Origin of the sequence: Acinetobacter sp. PFS20 (assembly GCF_052261015.1) — a bacterium.
Taxonomy (GTDB): Bacteria; Pseudomonadota; Gammaproteobacteria; order Pseudomonadales; family Moraxellaceae; genus Acinetobacter.
In genome coordinates, this window is record NZ_JBPVZE010000001.1 from 1,574,196 (window position 1) to 1,593,527 (window position 19,332).

Sequence of the window (19,332 nt, forward strand, 5' to 3'; positions counted from 1 at the left end):
GGAAGGTGAAGTGAGAGGCTAAGCTTGAATGGGTGTTTAGTAAAAATAAACACTAAGCGCTTAAGTGTTTATGATTTTCGCACCAGGCCAACGCTTTTCATTAATCAGGTTGGTCACACAAGCACGAATCACTACTTTGGTGGCTAAAGTAGCAGGTGAGAGTTCTTCTTCAGATAGACTAATTAAATAGTTAATGCGTTCAATCGCAGGTTCTACAACGCGCAGTAAACATAGGTCTTGCCGTGAGTTTAACGATGCACCCGCAGGTTGGATAGTTGCCATTTCGAGTTGGCTAATGCTTTCCATTAGCAAGTGCAGTCCATCAATTTCATAGGCCACTTTAAGCTGATGAATTTTCTGTTCGAGCAACAAACGCAGTCCATGTCGTTGGCTCGGTAAAATCAGGGGAAGTTCTTTAAGCTGCGAATGGGTAATGGTTTGAGTGTCGATACAGCTTTCAAGGTGGTACTGACTCAGCACCTCTTTAGGCGAGATTAAAAACATCTGTTCTTTGACTAAAGGCTGTATGGCCCACTGTGGGTCGACATCGTCACTAAAGATGATGGCAACATCGAGCTGCCTTGCATTAACTAAAGCTTTTAAGTCACCCGATAAACCTTCAATTAGACGCACTTTAATGTCGGGATAACGGTTTCTCATTAGTTTTAAAAAGTGAGTGCCAATAACCGATGCGACACTTGGCGAAAAACCGACGGTGACATGACCACTTAAACGTGAAGAATGCGCAGAGTCTACGGCATGGTCTAAGTGCCTAAGCGCCAGTTGAACCTGTTGAAAAAAAGCTAAACCCGCAGGGGTGGGAACCGTACCCAAAGCAGTACGTTGTAAAAGCCGAATAGAAAGCTCGCTTTCTAATTTTGAGATTTGCTGACTTAATGCAGAAGTTCCAATATCGAGATTTTTTGCAGCTTTACCCAAGCTTCCTGACTCGATCACCGCAATAAAATACTTTAATTGTTTGAGTTCCACGGCAAATACTACATTATCCTTTATTGGTTATTCTACACTGGTTTATTGCTATACATTTTGTTCTATTATGCTCCGTAAACCACCAACAGAGTAAAGGCAACATCACCTCAAGACGTTGCCTTTTAGAGCTTTTATTGTTTAACCTGCTCAAGACCCTGTTCTTCAATAATTTGTGTTGCTTGTGGTGACTTCACAAATTTGATGAGTTCTTTTGCGACTTTTTCATGTTCAGAGTTTTTACCAATGCCAGCTGCAAATACAGTGACTTTTTGATAAGGCGCAGGAATTGGACCGACTAAATCAACTTGACCATATTGGCCGGTAAAAGGTTTGATTTCACTAATTTGCTGGAAACCAATATCAAACTGACCTTCAGCAATACGCTTTGCAACACGGTCACCGACCACTTTTTCTGCTTTACCAGCAATCACTTTGTACTCGACAGGTGGGAAGCTTGGGAAAACATCTTTTTCAAGATGTGTACCGCTCGCACTTGCTGAATAGCCGATGTGCTTAGCATTTAATAGAACTTTTTCGAATTTTGCCGCAGAGCTAATATCTGGTTTTGGCGCGCCTTTAGGAACAGCCATGCCAATGTTTGAGTTGACTAAAGCACTTTGGGAATTTGGGTCTACATAACCTTTTTCTGCAAGCTTGTTCAGTTCAGGAGCAGCCAACACCACCACATCAAAATGTTCGCCACGATCGAGTCGATTTGGAATTGCAGTTGGCGATGCGCCCATTGATGAACCAGACGAAAGGTGAACCGTGTGACCTGTTTGCTTTTCAAATATTGGAATGAGTTTTTCCATAGATGAATAGAAACCGCCAGAGCTAATTACTTCGAGCGTATCTGCGTTAGCAAATGTCGACCCTAAGCCAGCACCAGCTAGGCAAATGGTCATGAAGATAGGGGACTTTTTCATAGTATCTCGCTTTAATGACAGGAGAACACAGTACGGCTGCAACATGTGCCGTACTGTTCATTAAAATTTCAGGTTAAGTAGTTAGTTGTTGTTTTAAGCGCTAACCTTTACAGGTTCAGCAATTGGGTCTGCATTCTTTTGCTTAGAACCGCGACATAGATACAGGCTTGAGATGAGGCTACATACCGCAGCTAACATCAGCCAAAAAGCGGGGGTACTTGCGTTACCTGTATTTTCGACAAGGTAAGTACAAGCCATTGGTGTCATACCACCAAAAATAGCGGCTGCAAGGCTAAACGCTAAAGAGAAGCCAACTGTACGAACACGTTTTGGCATTACTTCGGCAAGCGTTGCGACCATGGTACCGTTGTACATACCAAAGAAGAATGAGAAGTAAGCAAGCGTAATAATTAGATTGGTAAAACTAATGTCGCTTACCAACCAGCTTAAAACTGGATAAGTTGTAAAGATGGCAAGGGTTGTAATGCCGACTAAAACAGGACGACGACCAATTTTGTCTGAAAGTAAGCCACCCATTGGTAACCAGAAGAAATTTGATAAACCCACAAATACGGTTGCTAAAAGACTATCCGTTACCGACATTTCTAGAGTACGTTTTGCATACACCGTGGTGTAAACCGTAATGAAATAGAACGTGGTTGTGGTCATGGCACTCATCATCATGCCTGCAAGTACGATGCGCCAGTTGCTCGCAAGCGTGCTGAAAATTTCTTTGGTCGATGGATGAGTTTTTTGCGCTTTAAAGTCTTCAGTTTCTTCTAGGGTACGGCGGAACAAGAAGATTAAAGGAATAATCAAACATCCAATTAAGAACGGAATACGCCAGCCCCATTCACCCACTTGAGCAGTAGTTAAAATGGTGTTGAGCCAGTAGCCAAGTAATGCTGCAAATACAACTGCAATTTGTTGGCTGCCAGATTGCCAGCTTGTGATAAATCCACGATTTTTATCCGTTGCAATTTCAGCGAGATAAATCGATACACCACCAGATTCAACACCTGCCGAGAAGCCTTGTAATAGACGTCCAATCACCACCAAAATTGGCGCAATAATACCGATGGTTTCATAACCCGGTACAAAGGTAATTAAGATGGTTCCGATTGCCATAAGGCTTAAAGTCACAATAAGACCTTTACGTCGACCAACTCTGTCGACATAAGCGCCCAAGAAAATAGCGCCGAGAGGACGCATAAGAAAGCCCGCAGCAAACACGGTAAATGTCATCATTAAAGAGACATATTCATTTTCAGAGTGGAAAAATTTCGCTGCGATATAAGTGGCATAGAAACCAAAAAGAAAAAAATCATACTGTTCTAAAAAGTTGCCACTCGTTACATTTAATATTTTTTTAAAAGTAGCCCTACGGTTATTCACGACATCCATTGGAGACCTCCTTGGCCTGACAAAATGGAAACATTCACAATTTTCAATAGAGGGCTTTAAATCGACTCATTCAATAAACCTAAATAGCACATGGGTTAGAGATGAGATTTAAAGGGGTCCTTCGTAGAAAATGTGATGCCTTGTTTCCAGTTCAAACTACACATCTATAATTTGATAAACAGAAATTCACTTATCATTCAGAAGAAAATGTAATCTCAAACAGCAGGGGGGAGTGAGAGGGCAAAATTAATTAGGTATTTAATAAAATTAATGACCCTTTATAAAATAATTTCAGAACATGGCCAAATTTGGTTTTGAATCAACTCTTTCACACAGGCTTTAATTGCCGATTTGGCAGCGAGTGCAGCAGGTGATAATTCTTCTTCGGCAAGGCTCACTAAGTAATTGATTCGCTCAACTTCAGGGTCGATCAATTTTAGTAATTGAAGCTTATGTTTGTACTCTTGCAGACAGGCACTTCCGGGCCGAACACTTGCAAGGTCAAGGTGAATCAGGCTGTCCATGAGTAAGTGTAGACCATCAATTTCATAGACAACATTAAGCTGCCCAATCTTGTGTTCAAGCAATTTTCTTAAGCTATGACGCTGACGTGGCAACACTAAAGGAATATCACCAATTTGCTGCGACTGAATAATTCCACTTTTGATACAGTCGGCAAGACCGTATTTTTCAAGCACTTCTTTGCGTGCCATTAAATACATTTGTTCGCGTACCAAAGGTTGTATCGACCACTGTTTATCAATTTCATTGGTAAAAATAATGGCAATATCAAGCTGACGTGAATTAATCGACTGAATCAGGTTGCCCGACAAGGTTTCCACAATTTCTAGACGAATGTCTGGATAGCGTTCAGACATTAGTTTCATTAAAGGGATGCCAATTAAAGCGGTAATGGTCGGTGGAAAACCAAGGCTGACATGACCTGAAAGCCGTGCTGAATGCGCAGCATCTATGGCAAAGTTTACTTGACGCAAAATAAGTTGAGAGTGTTTTAAAAAGGCAAGACCCGCGGGTGTAGGCGTGACACCAAAAGCATTACGCTGTAATAAGCGAATGCTTAACTCTTGTTCTAGCTTACTAATTTGCTGACTAATGGCCGAAGCACCAACATCAAGTTTTTGGGCAGCTTTACCAATACTGCCTGCTTCAACCACCGTCAAAAAATATTTTATTTGTTTGATTTCCATAATAAATGTATTCGCTCATCATCCTTGATTTATAGAAATATGAAGGATTGGAAAATCTATCATGCATTTTAATATTAGCAGCAAAAAATATAAAAGTTTCTTAAAAAATCACTCTCTATCTTAAAAGTTCAATCAATTTTTATGGTTAATAAAAAAAAGATGTTCTGATTGCAGCTACACAAACCCTAATTTTTCAATATGGCATCTACGGTCAAATCATTGGCGTTTGGAGCTAAGCAGAAGCATTCAAATCTACATAAAGTGAGGAATCAAAATAAAAAATATCCAGGATGGATCCATGAGTTTTGTTGTGAATAAAAAAATATTGATCTTAGGAATAACTTCAATTTGCACAAGCACCTTACATGCGGCTGCGTTTGATAAAACAGGACAATCCATATCGGCATTTTTACAACCGGGTAACTATTTTGAGGCAAGTTTAGGAATCACAGATGCCGATTTAAGTGGTGTAGAGTCAGGCACAAACTCGTCACATCATTCAATTTCAGATATCGCCAACACAGATTATCGACCTACAGCAGCGTTAAAACTACAGTTGGCACCTCAGTATTCCTTTGGCCTGCTTTACGACCAGCCTTTTGGTGCCGACACTGAATATTCAGGCCTAAATGGCTTTGTCGCCACACCGAAAGATACAGCTATGCTTCCCAGTATTACGACTACCACCCTTGCAAATGCTACTTCTGGTCAAGCGCCTACAGGAAATGCAAAATCAGAATTTGATATACAAAATTTAAGCTTTATTTTGGGGTATCAACCCACAAAAAATTGGAATCTTTATGCTGGGCCTGTTTATCAGACTTTTAAAAGTCAGGTCGAACTAAGAGGTAATGTATTTAGTCTTTACAACGGCTATGACTTTCACACCAAAACTGTAGGTGACTTGGGATGGTTAGCAGGGCTTGCCTACCAGATTCCGGAAAAAGCTGTGAAAATCTCATTAACCTACCGTTCAGCCATTACTCATAAAGTAAACGCGACTGAAAATGCCCCACTCATTGATATGTTAAGCACTCAACAAGGTCGTGATTTAGTTAATCAGCATTTAGACTATATGATTTCTATTGGCCAGATGACTTCACAAAAGAAAGCTTACTTAAATCAGATTATTGCCAATTTGCCAGAACAAGAAGATACCGGTACAACCAAATTTAAATCTCCAGATTCAGTGAATTTGGAGTTCCAGACTGGACTTCGTCAGGGAACGTTACTGTTCGGGAGTGTGCGCTGGGTAAATTGGAGTGATCTCGCTCTACAACCTTATCGCTTTGGTGAAATCTCAAAAGTTGTTGGCGTACTATCAACGCCAAGCCGTCCGGAAGGTTTTAACTTGGTTCGTTATTACGATGATCAATGGTCTCTAAATTTAGGGGTTGGACAACGTTTTTCTCCAAAATGGTTAGGTTCTGTAACGGTAGGTTGGGACTCGGGAGCAGGTGATAAGGTCTCGACGGGTGGGCCAAGCAAAGGGTATTACAACTTAGGCGTGGGTGCTCAATATAGCCCGACATCGCAATATTTTATTTCAGGTGGCGTGAAGTATTACTGGTTAGGCGATGCAAAAGCTCAGCTTGGCGCACAGGCGGGTAGTGACTATTATGTGGGTGAGTTTAAGGATAATCACTCAGTCAGCTATGGCTTAAAAATTGGATATAAATTTTAAAATTAAATCATACATTTATAAGGTTTTTACTATATGAATAAAATCATCAAAAACAGTCTATTTTTAGGTTTGTCGACTTTCATTGCAGGTTATGGAACTCTCCTTCATGCGGAAGCAAGTCCAACAACTTTGCCAGCGGTTTCGCAAAAAGCGTTAACTATTATTGATGGCCAAACAGAATGGTTAAGCAAGGTCTATAAAGACATTCATGAACACCCTGAACTTGGGTTTATGGAAACGCGTACTTCTGCCATTGTGGCCAAAGAACTTAAGTCATTAGGTTTTGACGTTAAAACGGGAATAGCCAAAACAGGCGTGGTCAGCATTTTAAAAAACGGTGATGGACCAACGGTCATGTACCGTGCAGACATGGATGCCAATACAGTTCAAGAAGCCACGGGTTTACCATACGCAAGTAAAGTAAGGGTAAAACTCGACGATGGAACCGAAACACCTGTAGCACATATGTGTGGTCATGATGCCCATGTTACATGGATGCTGAGTATGGCAAAAACCCTAGTTGCTCTAAAAAAGGAATGGAGCGGAACTATTATTTTAGTCGCGCAACCTGCTGAAGAACCCGTAACAGGTGCAAAAGCTATGGTGAGCGATGGTTTATGGACCAAATATAACTTACCAAAACCTGATTATTTCTTTGCAGTGCATACTACTCCTGCACCTGTGGGGACGATAATTAACGCACCCGGTCCACGAATGGCAGGAACCGATCAACTTGATATTCTATTTAAAGGGGTGGGTGGACATGGGTCACTTCCATATTTAACCAAGAACCCGATTAGCATGGCGGCCAATGCCATTACCCAATATCAAACCATTATGGGTAGTGCAGTAAATACTCAGCAACCTGCTGCTTTATCTATTGGTTCAGTTCAAGCTGGAAATTCAAATAACGTGATTCCTTCAACCGCGTTAGTCAAAATGAATATGCGCTGGTTTGACCCGAAAGTGCGTGAAACCATGTTAAATAATATTAAGCTCATGAGTGAAGGCGCGGCCGAAATGCAAGGGATGGGTAAAGATCAATTACCTACTTTAACGCTCAAAGGTTCAACCAACCCAGTCATTAATAACAAAGAGTTTTCCGCGCGTTTAAATGGGCCTTTAAAAGCATTGTTAGGTGATAAGCAAGTTTTAACCGACTTTCCTCCATTTATGGGTTCGGAAGATGTTCATCACCTATTAGGCGACCAAAAAGATATTCCTTTTAACTTTATGTTTATTGGTGTGGCGGACCCAGTTGTATTTGCCAATGCAGTAAAACAAGGCAAACCCGTGCCTTATATTCCACATAGTCCTAACTACATTGTGGACTTAAAGGCCTTACCAGTGGGGGCTAAAGTCACAACTGTTTCCATGTTAGAGCTGCTCACTAGAAAGTAAATTGACCATAAAAAAAAGATGCATTTATATGCATCTTTTTTGTCTAAGTTTTTAAAAGTTAAGAGCAAGCCAGATATTTTTCTCGATAGTGGACGGGCGATAAATCAGTCCAGCGTCGAAACGCGCGGGTAAAACTACTGACATCTGTAAAGCCAAGAATATAAGCAATCTCAGTAATATTATGGCTTGAGTTTTTAATATATGACAATGCAAGTTCGTGGCGAGTCTGATCTAGTAACTCACTATAAGAAGTATTTTCGGCAGAAAGTTTGCGTTGCAGACTCCGTATACTTAAGCCCAGACTTTTCGCAACGTCTTGTTGTTGAAAATCACCTGTAGATAATTTTTCAATAAGTTTCACTTTCACCCGAGCCAATATATTTTCTTTATCAAACCGAGCCAGATAACGATTAATAATCTCATCATATTCTTGGGTGAGGGTAGGGTTTGCACCTTCTAGTGGCTGTTCTATCGTTGCCGTGTCAAACACAATCATATCTTTGGCTGCATTAAAGACGATCGGAGCTTTTAAAATACTCTGGAATGTTTCTAAATCTTCGGGCTCTGAACGTCTAAGTTCAATGCGTAATGGCGAAAAAACAGAGCCTTGTAAAGCACGACTTGAACGAATAAAAACAGAGATAAATGCATCTATTGACTCGGGCTGAACTTCGTCGGGAACATGAATAACAAAATAATGATTATTTCCTTGCCCATAAAACTCTAACTCTGGAATATCCGTAACCACACGAAAATAACGAATAATTCTTAGAAACATCTCTTTTAGAGTGGTGCTGGTAATCAGTGAATGCCCTAACACATGAAAAGTATTTTGATTGACTTGGCTGGCAACTTTAAGGCCAAAACATGAATCTTGAGTTTTCTGAACTGCTAATTTCCATAAATTTGCTGTTTGTTTTAATGAATATCGTGCATCAGGATTACTCAGAGCCTGAATATCTAAACCTGCTTGTTCTAATAAAGGTTGACTATCAACACCGGCTTTTTCGAGCGCTTTTTGAATCGCTTTCACCCAGCTAGCCAGTGCCGTTGCTGTCCGTGGCATGTTATGTCCTATAACTTCTGATTCATATTCCTCGGAACAGTATAAAAGATTCAAAACTAAAAAATCTTTTGTTTATTTTGAATCTTTTTATTTTGGCATCCATAGCCAATAGATTGGCGTTTCGAGCTAAGCACACTTAGGGTGATCTACATAAAGTGGGGGTATGAAAAACTGAGGAATAACGGATGACCTACATATATAAAAATCCTGCGGGAATGACCGATAGCGAAAAAACGGAACATATTAAAAAAGTAGTGACAGCTGAAGGCATGGCTTTACGCAAACGCCATCCTATTTTGAACCATCAAAATGCCATTGGGGCGATGATTCTATTTATATCTTTGGTGAGCATGTTAGCGACTGCCGTGCTCTATATAAATCATCAACTTTCAGCTTGGTTTGCAATTCCGATTATTGCTTTTTTTGCATCTCTCACCCATGAGTTAGAGCATGACCTGATTCACTGGATGTATTTTAGAAAGAAACCATGGGCACATCATTTAATGATGGGCTTAGTCTGGTTAGCTCGACCAAGTACTATTAACCCGTGGAAACGCCGTGAGCTGCATTTTAACCATCATAAAAACTCAGGCACCGAAGTTGATTTAGAAGAAAGAGCTTTAACCAATGGAGAGCAGTGGAGTATACGTCGTCTCATCGCGATTGGTGATAACGGCTTGGCGGTCTTGTTCCGTATTATTTCTGCAAGCAATTGGACGGTTAGAAAAGTAATTTTTAAACGTGCATTTATGGCTTATTTCCCGCTAGGGATTATTCATTGGTCGCTGTGGTATATCTTTTTAGGTTTTCATGCGGTTGATGCTGTTGCAGGTTGGGCGAATGCACCGATTGCTTGGTCAGCTACCACTTTAAATATCATGTATGTGGTTAATATTTTGACTGTTGTTTGGGTTGCTCCAAATGTACTGCGTACCTTCTGTTTGCACTTTGTGACCAGCAATATGCATTACTACGGTGACGTTGAATTGGGTAATGTCATTCAACAAACTCAAGTATTAACACCGTGGTGGATGATGCCGTTCCAACTGTTTTGCTTTAATTTTGGTTCAACACATGCAATCCATCATTTTGTGGTGAAAGAACCATTCTACATTCGCCAAATGACCGCGCCTGTTGCCCATAAAGTCATGCGTGATATGGGGGTGCGGTTTAACGATGTCGGAACTTTTAAAAGAGCAAACCGTTGGAACGTAAATGATTTATCAGAGTCAAAAAGTTAAAACATAGCTTTTTATCTCACTCAAATAGACTGAGTTCTGTACAAAGCGCTCAGTCTATTAATTATAAATTCACCCTAAAGATTATTAAAAATTAAACGGCTCTACTGAAACTTAGTAAAAAGTAGAATCACCCCTAATACACATAAAATTGAGCCAATCACTTTATTAATCTGCACTTGCTTGGCTAACATTTTCTGTCTTAACAGCATTGAAGAGAAAAGCACAGCTACCAGTGAGAACCACAAGAAATGTGCAAAAGACATAAAAAAGCCATAAGCCAAAAGAATGGTTTTAGGCGTAGTTAAACTCACAATTTGCGTATAGGTGCTAATCACAAATAGTGTGGTTTTAGGGTTCAGGGCGTTGGTAAAGAAACCGTATTTTATAGCTTGAAAACTACCGATAGCGGTTAAAGCAGCAGAGTCTAAAACAGGTTTTTGCGTAAAGGTTTTATAGCCAATATAGATTAAGTAAAGCGCGCCAATGTACTTAACAATATTCAAAATTTGCGGCGTATATGTCATCACAAAGGCGACGGCGACTAACGTATAGCTCACATGCACCAACACGCCAAGCGATATTCCGAGTGAAGTGAACACACCTATTTTTCTGCCGTACAGATAACTATTTTTGGTCACAATCGCGAAGTCAGCGCCGGGGCTTACCACTGCCAAAATCGTAATGAGAATAACCGCAATAAACTCTGCCATTATCTTGTACCCTCACTAAAAATGAGAGAATTTATCTGTACTTTTTGGAATGTATGTAAGAGGGCGAAAGCATTACTTAAAATTACTATTCTTTTTGCAAGAGATGTTGGGGCTTTAGGTTTTCGAAGATAGATATCGATATTCAATATGTTTTTCATCATCTAAAATGGGTTTTAATAAAGATGATTTTTATTTTGAACAGAAACCTAGAAATAAAAATCGATAAAAACGACTACATATCTATGAGTTTTTGGAATGATCGAAAGAATATCGCTGAATTCACTAAAATTTTTCTATTTTGTGGCGAAGTATGGCAGCGTCACTTTAGCTGCAAAGAAATTATTTGTGACGCAAAGTGCGGTCAGTAAGCAAATTTATAATTTAGAAGAGTCTTTAAATACGGCTTTGTTTGATCGGAAAAATAAAACACTTGTGATGACTGAGCAGGGCGAAATTTTATTGAGTTGTTGCCATCAAGTTTTTGGTCAACTCGATGAATGTTTAATAGAGTTAAGCCAGCCTAAAACCCACAACAAGCAACTGGTCTTGTCGTGTGAACCGACGCTTTCAATGAAATGGCTCATTCCGCGGTTATCAAAATTTAAAAAGCTTGGACATGATTTTGAGGTTGTACTACTCACAGCCGGCGGGGTGGTCGATTTTGAAAAAGATAATATTGATATCGCAATTCGCAGAAATGACTTTGATTGGGGAGAGCATATCTATAGCGAAAAGATTGCTGATGAATATATCGCTCTAGTTCAAGCAACCAAGCCATCGGAAACAAACGACGTACTTATCTCGACCTCTAGGCCCAATTTTTTTAAAAGTATTAGCCGCATTACTGAGTTAAAGCAAAGTTTGAAAGGCTACACCAAAGTTGAACTTGAACATTTTTATCTATGTTTAGAAGGCTGCTTGGCTGGACTCGGAGCTACAGCCATCTCAATTTATATGATAGAAAAAGAGCTTGAGTGGAACTTACTGCAAAAAAATTCACCAGTTGTTCAAGATAATTCAGCCTATTTTTTACTTTCTCATAGTGCTTTTGAAGAAGACTCGCGGAAGATTATATTTTTAGAATGGCTAAAAGCAGAGATGAATAAGAGTCAGCATAAATTACTTTAAGTCTAGGCATTTTCTTTAGGGTTTTTTTGTTTAACTTATTGAAAATAATAATAAATATTTAAAATTATTAAGTCGTTTTATGCGCACCATATATTGAATTTCTGCTGTCTAAAATTCCTTAAGATGAAAAATATTTAACTTCATACTTCTTTATTAAACCATAAACATGAATTTTACTCAGTTTTGAATGAGACTAAATCATTTTTATTCATGTTGTGATTGCGGTATAAATCTATTCACGCTCTGAAGCATTCCAGTAATTCACTTTTGATAAGACCTCAAGGCACAAATCTGACAAGGCTGGAAAGTTTAAAAAGAGCTCGAAATATTTTTAGGTTTATCTCAGAAATTAGGGTACTGATCAAAATGAGTAAAGAATTTACATTTACGATTAAGAGTATTTGTTTCGATGAAAACTATCGTCCAGCAGACAATACGCGTATTACAACCAACTTTGCTAACTTAGCGAGAGGGATGAGCCGTCAAGAGAATCTGCGCAACACCTTACAGATGATCGACAATCGTTTTAATGCCTTAGCTCATTGGGACAACCCTAAAGGCGACCGCTACGGCGTTGAACTTGAAATCATTTCAGTTGAAATGAATGTTGATGCGGCAAGCCAAAACAGTGCGCTTCCTTTAATCGAAATATTGAAAACCAATATTGTTGATAAAAAGACCAATGAACGTATTGAAGGTATTGTAGGCAACAACTTCTCGTCTTATGTACGTGACTATGATTTTAGTGTGCTGTTGCTAGACCACAATAAAAATCAGTCTACTTTTAGCACACCAGAGAAATTTGGTGAATTGCACGGTAACTTGTTTAAGAGCTTTATTAACTCTGAAACTTACAGAGCAAACTTTAAAAAAGCGCCAGTGATTTGCTTAAGTGTTTCAACCACTAAAGTGTACCACCGCACTGAAAACGAACACCCAGTTTTGGGTGTGGAATACAAGCAAGAAGACTATTCACTCACTGATGAATATTTCCAAAAAATGGGCTTAAAAGTTCGCTATTTCATGCCGAAAAACAGTGCTGCACCTTTGGCGTTCTATTTTACTGGTGATTTGCTGAGTGATTACACCAACCTTGAGTTGATCAGCACTATCAGCACCATGGAATCATTCCAAAAGATTTACCGTCCTGAAATTTATAACGCAAATTCAGTGGCTGGAAAATCTTATCAGCCAAGCTTAAAGAACGAAGATTACTCACTTACTCGAATTGTGTATGACCGTGAAGAACGTAGCCGCCTCGCTATTGAGCAAGGGAAGTTTGTTGAAGAGCAATTTATCAAACCATACCAAGCGATTCTTGAGCAGTGGTCTGCTAATTACGCTCTTAATTAATCAACATATAGGTCATTGATCATGAAAAAATTATTACCAACTTCAACTGCTGGCAGCTTACCTAAACCGTCTTGGCTTGCAGAACCTGAAAAGCTTTGGTCGCCTTGGAAACTCGAAAACGAAGGTCTGCTTGAAGGTAAAAAAGACGCGCTACGTTTGGCATTGCACGAACAGCGCCTTGCTGGCATCGACATTGTGAGCGATGGTGAACAAACCCGCCAACACTTTGTGACTACGTTTATTGAACATTTAAATGGCGTAGATTTTGAGAAGCGCGAAACTGTTCGTATTCGTGACCGTTACGATGCAAGCGTACCGTCTGTGGTTGGTGCGGTGTCTCGTCAAAAGCCTGTGTTTGTTGAAGATGCGAAGTTTTTACGTCAGCAAACTGATCAACCAATTAAGTGGGCATTACCTGGCCCAATGACCATGATTGATACGCTTTACGATGGTCACTACAAGAGCCGTGAAAAACTTGCTTGGGAATTTGCAAAAATTTTGAACCAAGAAGCGCGTGAGTTAGAAGCTGCTGGTGTAGACATCATTCAGTTTGACGAACCTGCATTTAATGTCTTCTTTGACGAAGTAAATGATTGGGGCGTTGCAACTTTAGAGCGTGCAATTGAAGGCCTTAAGTGTGAAACTGCGGTTCACATTTGCTATGGTTACGGCATTAAAGCTAACACTGACTGGAAAAAGACATTAGGTTCGGAATGGCGCCAGTACGAAGAAGCTTTCCCGAAACTGCAAAAATCTAACATCGATATTATCTCGTTAGAATGTCACAACTCACATGTGCCTATCGATTTACTCGAACTCATTCGTGGTAAAAAAGTGATGGTCGGCGCAATTGATGTAGCATCTAACCAAATTGAAACACCAGAAGAAGTGGCTAACACACTTCGTAAAGCACTTCAGTTTGTAGATGCTGACAAGCTTTACCCTTGCACAAACTGCGGTATGGCACCTCTTTCACGTGAAGTGGCACGTGGCAAGCTAAATGCTTTAACGGCAGGTGCAGAAATCGTTCGCAGAGAACTTACTGGTTTTGATCTTACTGCTTAATATTTACCAATAAGTGGTATAAAGGGTTACTTTTTTGATGGCAGTTGATAATCAAACAAGTAACCCTCATTTTACTTACTACATGTAGTTCTAATCAGAATTCATGTTGATAAAGTACCTTCCTGATGGAGTTGGGCGGTATAGCAAACACTCAGGACAAGGTACGATTCAATTTAGGAATAATGTCATGGTTCAAGCAACAGACTTTAGAAATGCAATGTCTTTACTCACAAGTGCGGTTAGTGTTGTGACTACGGCAGGCATGTCTGGCCGTTTTGGATTCACTGCCTCTGCTGTTTGTAGTGTGACTGACACACCGCCGACATTATTGGTGTGTATGAACCAATCTGCGAGTTCGCATGCACATTTCCTAGATAATAAAATCTTAACTGTGAATGTTTTAGGCGCACAGCACGAACATATTTCAAAGGCATTTTCATCTAAGCTCACACCAGAAGAGCGCTTTAAACATGGCGCATGGATTGAGTTAGAAACGGGTTCACCTGTGTTAGATGATGCATTGGTAAGTTTCGATTGTGAGATTGAGCAAATTCAACAAGTCGGCACACACACGATTTTTATATGTCCGATCGTAGCGATTAAACATAGCCAACATGACCAGAGTTTGGTTTATTTTAACCGTGCTTATCACCAAGTGGGGCAGACTGAGACTGTCTAATCCCACTCGTTTTGTTATTTCTGAAAGGATGAAATGAGGGCCTAGGAACAATCCTATTTACAGGTTGTTTCACCAGGTTCCGGTTCTCGAATTTCTAGCTTATTGTTATGTTCTACTACACAAATACGTGTATCAAAAGTTTTGAAGATATCCAAAGTAATGTCATAAACCACATTTTTTTCAAACTCTTTTAGAGGAATTTTTACACAATCTTTTTCTTCTATTGGCAAAGGAACATTGGAATATTCTTTCTCATAAGTGCTTTTGAAGCCGTTTGTATAGTCAACCTTCCCCATAAAAATCAAAAATTTATTATCAAAAGAATAATTCGTTTTTTTAGGGTTATTGGTAAAGGCACATACATAATCCTGATGTAGTGTAACTTCTAATGGAAGAGGGCCTTGGCTACAACCATTCAATAAACACCCAGTTGTTAATAATAAAATGGACTTTGAAGATAGTCTTATCATTTATGATCTCGTAAAGTTGTATAAAAATGATCAAAATCAAAAAGTAAAAAATTATAAGTATTAGCTTACTGCATTTGACTCTTTTTAAAAAATATATAAATACAATTAAATATAATATTTAAAATAATAATTAAGTTAATCTAATGAAAAACAATAATAAATTTAATCACTTGGCATAAAAGCTACATTGACACCTATCAACTCTCAGATTATGCTTTGCCTGCTGGCCACATTGCCAGCCGGCTTTGACAGGCTGTTTTTTCGAGTACATTGAAAAAATACGTTTTTTTGATGTAGACCCACTCGTCCCCCTTTTGTAGCGGTAGGACGGAAGGGGGACGCCTTCGTGCGTGCTGGGTTCTCGAAAACCAGTCTGTCAACCCTCTTTCGTTCTGCCACCATAATTCCAAATGAATGCTTTGGCAGAACTCCCAAAATCAGGAGTTGGCTATGCATATCCATCATTTCTTGGCACTCATTGCCAAAGCCTATAACGACACTACTTAATTCATCTTTAAACAGTTTGAAGGCTTAACCGCTTTTCAGACTTTAAGTCATTACGGCTAAAAACTTATATCAACAATAAAACTTGAGATGTGCCAAGCACCGTCTTACGGCTTTGCTGTGCCTTTTTTTCTCCCAGAAAGGGCACAGGCTTTTTATCTCAGCCAGACATAACAACTTATTTTTATAATGGTAAAAATATGCCAACTTTAGAAACGGCTTCAAAAAAATTAAAAGTTATTCATAGCGCAGTAGATCTATTTAACATCTATGGATTTCACAACACGGGCGTAGACCTGATTGCCAAAGAAACTAAAATTCCCAAAGCTACGCTTTATAACTACTTTCACTCAAAAGAACGGCTGGTTGAAACATGTATAAACTTTCAAAAAAGCCGACTGAAAGAAGAAGTACTGGCAATTGTCTATTCACACCGCTACCCAAAACCAAGCGATAAACTCAAAGAAATTGTCCGTTTACATGTCGATGTAAATAGCCTTTACCACCTTTTGTTTAAGGCTATTTTTGAAATAAAACAGCTTTATCCAACGGCTTACCGCATGGCGGTTGAATATCGAAAATGGCTACTTCGAGAGCTTTTTGATCTGGTCTTTAGTCTGGAAACCAATGCATTTCATCCCGATGCCAACATGGTTTTAAACCTAATTGATGGCTTGATGCTACAAGTTTTAAGCTCAAATAGTGTGGATGAAAGGGATGTAGTGTTGGAGAAGTTTTGGGGGAGATGATATTAAATGAGTTACTAGATGAACCCATTTTAAAAGAGAGGGGAATAATGAAAAATATATTTAGAGTGTTCAGAAGTGATTGCCAGATAAAGATATTAATAAATTTTTTTGATTATTTTAATATTTAAAATAGCTAATCAAAAAAGTGTTATTTACACTGTTTTTGTAATTATATTTGAGTGGCTTTTAATTTTTATTTAATAATAATTTTATTGTTTTTTATTTGTAATTAATGTTGAATAGGTATTTACTTGTAAGGTTGTTGTGTTAATCTCGTCAATGTTGTGATGAGAAAGTATTTTATACTAATCATAATAGTAAAGTTTAAAATAAATTTCCAATCATAATAAATATCTTACTAATTATTAAAAAGTATTATTATAGGAATAATATATGACAAACTTCATAGATGTTCTAAAGGAAATGCGCGATCACTACCAGAATAATATTAATACTGGTGTAGCAATACCATATTATCCTAATTTAGTTGAGGATTCTTTGGGTTTAATGGAAGCAACGAATAAGTATCTTGTCGCTGATGCTAGTGAATTGGCAGATAATCCTGTTCAAAGTAGATTGGATGATTTACAAAACCAAGCAAAAGATTTAGCTAGTAATACTGCTTCAACTATCGAAGAAAAATTAAAAAAATCTGCTAAGGACTTGAAAGATAATAACTCTACTGCTGGAAATTCAAAATTTAAAGATGAACTTAACAAAATTAGAGAGGATGCTAAGAAGAAAGCAAGTGATAATATTGATAAAATGTTTGATGAAGCAGAAAAGATCGGTAACGATTTCCCAGCAGCCAGAAATCTTATCTTAATTGCAGCACAGAAAATTAATGAGTTAATCAATGATTTATTTACCAAGATAGTTGATTATATTGTTAGTATCGTTAAAAATATTGTTGAATGGATAAAAGTGGCTTGGGATTCTATTGTTAGTACTTTTAATGGTATTAAGACATGGATTTTACACTGGTTTTGAAGTGAATATTTTTTAAATGTGCGCAGTGTGTTAATAATAAGGTCATCACTTTTTAGGTGATGGTCTTATTTATTGGGTAAATTTTCATTTTTATAATTTATAAAAATGAATTAATTTTTTGGTTTTTTGAAATTTATAAATTTAAAATCTCCCTTAACTAGTTAAAATTAATATCTACTAATTGTGTGTAATTAACTAGATTAATAGGGTTTATAAAGAACTTTCATACTCCACATACCCATCTTCAATTGCAGGAATAATCTCTACAAACTCAAAGTAGGGCACTGTGCAAAATTCAGAGTCTCGAATCGCATCAATCACAAAATAATAATCTTGCAGAGATGTCGTCTCAAACACAGCAATATCACTCGCTTTAGTGCTAAACGCTTCAACGTCATACCATCGCACTTTTACAGACGGGTACTTCTCAAAAATAGGTTCAAGCTTTTGTGCACTAAACTCAGCCCGCTTTTCACGAGCTAAAGCCAACCAAGCAGGCAAAGCTCTTAAATGAATAAAAAAAGTATAGGTTCTAGACATAACCACTCCATGACTGAGCCGAGTTGTAGTTCAACTGAAACGACTGCATTTGCTTGTCATATCAACATGACTCAGTCAGTATATGAGTAATTACTCACATTAAATACTCGCATTCCGGCCCATGTCAGAAACACTTCCAGACCCACGCAAACGCCCGCGTCAAGCACGCTCAGTGGCTACCTTTGAAGCTATTTTAGAGGCGGCTGCTCGCATTTTAGAGTCGTTAGGCTTTGCCGGATTTAACACAAATGCCGTTGCTGAACTTGCTGGCGTAAGCATTGGTAGCCTATATCAATACTTTCCATCTAAAGAGGCTTTAATTGTTGAGTTAATTCGACGCGAACGCACCAAGCTTTCAAATTGTATTATTGAAGCCATACAGCAACATGATGCCGCGGACTTAAAAGAAAAATTAAAACTCATCATACATGCTGCTGTACAACATCAATTGAGCCGTCCCTTGTTGGCACGAACACTAGAGTTTGCTTCTGAAATTATTGGAAAAGACATAGAGGAAAGAGAGCTTCAACACGAGCTTGAAACCATAATTTCTGATCTGTTTATACGCTCTGGCATTTCACATGCACAGACAGCTGCGCAAGATGTGCTTGCTTTAAGCAAAGGAATGATTAACGCAGCAGGCATAGCAGGGGAAAGTGATTTAAATCATTTACAACAGCGAGTTGAAAAAGCTGTATTTGGTTATTTGGATTTGACTTAAAGATCACATATTTTTATAAATATTTAGATATAAAGAAACCGCTGTTAGAGCACACCTATTGTGCTGTAAAAATAAATAGAAAAGATTTTATTAATTTTGTATGTTTTTAATCATATGTTTTAATTTTATTTTAAATTAATCATTATTGATGAATCTAAATAAATAATATATTTTTAAAGATGTGTATATATTAGAGTTTATAGCCTACCACTTCCCCAAGAGGTAGGTTTTTTTTATGGAATTTATTTCTTCTACTTTTTGAATTTTATTGTTTTTTGTGGAATTTTGATTGGTTTTAAATATATATGTTTAAAACTTAATTTTATAAATTAAATTATAGGAAAAATAAATATTTAGTTGTTGGTGTTGAAAATTAATCATTTTTAACTTTATTTTTTTTAAAAGAAAATTATTCTGGAAATTATTTATTTAAACTGTGGAATTTAATATTTTTGATAGTTTTTAACTGAGTTTTAGATTGTTTTACAATATTTCAAGAGATT

18 protein-coding genes are annotated in these 19,332 nt (G+C 38.1%); 10 read left to right on the forward strand and 8 right to left on the reverse strand.

Annotation, left to right across the window (positions count from 1 at the left end; genetic code table 11):
- Positions 1-60: 60 nt before the first annotated feature.
- From ACS125_RS07505 to ACS125_RS07520, 4 genes are all read right to left on the reverse strand, one after another.
- Positions 61-990 carry a LysR family transcriptional regulator gene (locus tag ACS125_RS07505; protein ID WP_443271329.1) on the reverse strand — a complete coding sequence of 310 codons (930 nt, stop codon included), beginning with the start codon at positions 988-990 and terminating at the stop codon, positions 61-63.
- A 131-nt stretch (positions 991-1,121) separates the two neighbouring features.
- On the reverse strand, positions 1,122-1,916 hold the full coding sequence (locus ACS125_RS07510; protein WP_443271331.1) for a substrate-binding domain-containing protein: 795 nt from the start codon (positions 1,914-1,916) through the stop codon (positions 1,122-1,124).
- 93 nt (positions 1,917-2,009) lie between these two features.
- Complete coding sequence (locus ACS125_RS07515; protein WP_004794402.1) at positions 2,010-3,320, reverse strand: MFS transporter; 1,311 nt, start codon at positions 3,318-3,320, stop codon at positions 2,010-2,012.
- 278 nt (positions 3,321-3,598) lie between these two features.
- Positions 3,599-4,528 carry a LysR family transcriptional regulator gene (locus tag ACS125_RS07520; protein WP_005302915.1) on the reverse strand — a complete coding sequence of 310 codons (930 nt, stop codon included), beginning with the start codon at positions 4,526-4,528 and terminating at the stop codon, positions 3,599-3,601.
- A gap of 298 nt (positions 4,529-4,826) precedes the next feature.
- Here ACS125_RS07520 and ACS125_RS07525 point away from each other — a divergent pair, with 298 nt between their 5' ends.
- Complete coding sequence (locus ACS125_RS07525) at positions 4,827-6,212, forward strand: outer membrane protein transport protein (RefSeq protein ID WP_238612657.1); 1,386 nt, start codon at positions 4,827-4,829, stop codon at positions 6,210-6,212.
- 33 nt (positions 6,213-6,245) lie between these two features.
- The gene (locus ACS125_RS07530; RefSeq protein ID WP_443271334.1) at positions 6,246-7,613 is read left to right on the forward strand and encodes an amidohydrolase; all 1,368 of its coding nucleotides are present in this window, start codon (positions 6,246-6,248) and stop codon (positions 7,611-7,613) included.
- A gap of 58 nt (positions 7,614-7,671) precedes the next feature.
- On the opposite strand, the gene ACS125_RS07535 is transcribed toward ACS125_RS07530, so the two are convergent.
- Positions 7,672-8,679: an AraC family transcriptional regulator gene (locus ACS125_RS07535; protein ID WP_443271336.1), complete on the reverse strand. Its 1,008-nt coding sequence runs from the start codon at positions 8,677-8,679 to the stop codon at positions 7,672-7,674.
- A 215-nt stretch (positions 8,680-8,894) separates the two neighbouring features.
- Here ACS125_RS07535 and ACS125_RS07540 point away from each other — a divergent pair, with 215 nt between their 5' ends.
- Positions 8,895-9,920, forward strand: coding sequence for a fatty acid desaturase (locus tag ACS125_RS07540; RefSeq protein WP_443273936.1), 1,026 nt, complete (start codon positions 8,895-8,897; stop codon positions 9,918-9,920).
- A 101-nt stretch (positions 9,921-10,021) separates the two neighbouring features.
- Here ACS125_RS07540 and ACS125_RS07545 read toward each other — a convergent pair whose 3' ends face one another.
- Positions 10,022-10,630, reverse strand: a complete 609-nt coding sequence (locus tag ACS125_RS07545; protein WP_443271338.1) for a LysE family translocator — start codon at positions 10,628-10,630, stop codon at positions 10,022-10,024.
- Between the two features lie 255 nt (positions 10,631-10,885).
- Here ACS125_RS07545 and ACS125_RS07550 point away from each other — a divergent pair, with 255 nt between their 5' ends.
- The 4 genes from ACS125_RS07550 to ACS125_RS07565 all read left to right on the forward strand — a co-directional run bounded on the left by ACS125_RS07550 (position 10,886) and on the right by ACS125_RS07565 (position 14,855).
- Positions 10,886-11,758 carry a LysR family transcriptional regulator gene (locus tag ACS125_RS07550; RefSeq protein WP_443271340.1) on the forward strand — a complete coding sequence of 291 codons (873 nt, stop codon included), beginning with the start codon at positions 10,886-10,888 and terminating at the stop codon, positions 11,756-11,758.
- Positions 11,759-12,124: 366 nt separating this feature from the next.
- Entirely contained in the window at positions 12,125-13,111 is a 987-nt protein-coding gene (locus tag ACS125_RS07555) for a DUF1852 domain-containing protein (protein WP_443271342.1), read from the forward strand.
- 21 nt (positions 13,112-13,132) lie between these two features.
- The gene (locus tag ACS125_RS07560; protein ID WP_004703605.1) at positions 13,133-14,176 is read left to right on the forward strand and encodes a methionine synthase; all 1,044 of its coding nucleotides are present in this window, start codon (positions 13,133-13,135) and stop codon (positions 14,174-14,176) included.
- Positions 14,177-14,363: 187 nt separating this feature from the next.
- On the forward strand, positions 14,364-14,855 hold the full coding sequence (locus ACS125_RS07565) for a flavin reductase (RefSeq protein WP_443273938.1): 492 nt from the start codon (positions 14,364-14,366) through the stop codon (positions 14,853-14,855).
- 53 nt (positions 14,856-14,908) lie between these two features.
- Here ACS125_RS07565 and ACS125_RS07570 read toward each other — a convergent pair whose 3' ends face one another.
- Entirely contained in the window at positions 14,909-15,325 is a 417-nt protein-coding gene (locus ACS125_RS07570; protein WP_410374416.1) for an NF045616 family extracytoplasmic (lipo)protein, read from the reverse strand.
- Positions 15,326-16,029: 704 nt separating this feature from the next.
- On the opposite strand from ACS125_RS07570, the gene ACS125_RS07575 reads away from it, so the two are divergent.
- Positions 16,030-16,578 carry a TetR/AcrR family transcriptional regulator gene (locus ACS125_RS07575; protein ID WP_443271345.1) on the forward strand — a complete coding sequence of 183 codons (549 nt, stop codon included), beginning with the start codon at positions 16,030-16,032 and terminating at the stop codon, positions 16,576-16,578.
- 393 nt (positions 16,579-16,971) lie between these two features.
- Complete coding sequence (locus ACS125_RS07580; RefSeq protein ID WP_443271347.1) at positions 16,972-17,568, forward strand: hypothetical protein; 597 nt, start codon at positions 16,972-16,974, stop codon at positions 17,566-17,568.
- 210 nt (positions 17,569-17,778) lie between these two features.
- Here ACS125_RS07580 and ACS125_RS07585 read toward each other — a convergent pair whose 3' ends face one another.
- Positions 17,779-18,108 (reverse strand): darcynin family protein, encoded by a 330-nt coding sequence (locus tag ACS125_RS07585; RefSeq protein ID WP_272241879.1) that lies wholly within the window; start codon positions 18,106-18,108, stop codon positions 17,779-17,781.
- A 121-nt stretch (positions 18,109-18,229) separates the two neighbouring features.
- On the opposite strand from ACS125_RS07585, the gene ACS125_RS07590 reads away from it, so the two are divergent.
- The gene (locus tag ACS125_RS07590) at positions 18,230-18,829 is read left to right on the forward strand and encodes a TetR/AcrR family transcriptional regulator (protein WP_443271349.1); all 600 of its coding nucleotides are present in this window, start codon (positions 18,230-18,232) and stop codon (positions 18,827-18,829) included.
- The last annotated feature ends 503 nt before the right edge of the window (positions 18,830-19,332 follow it).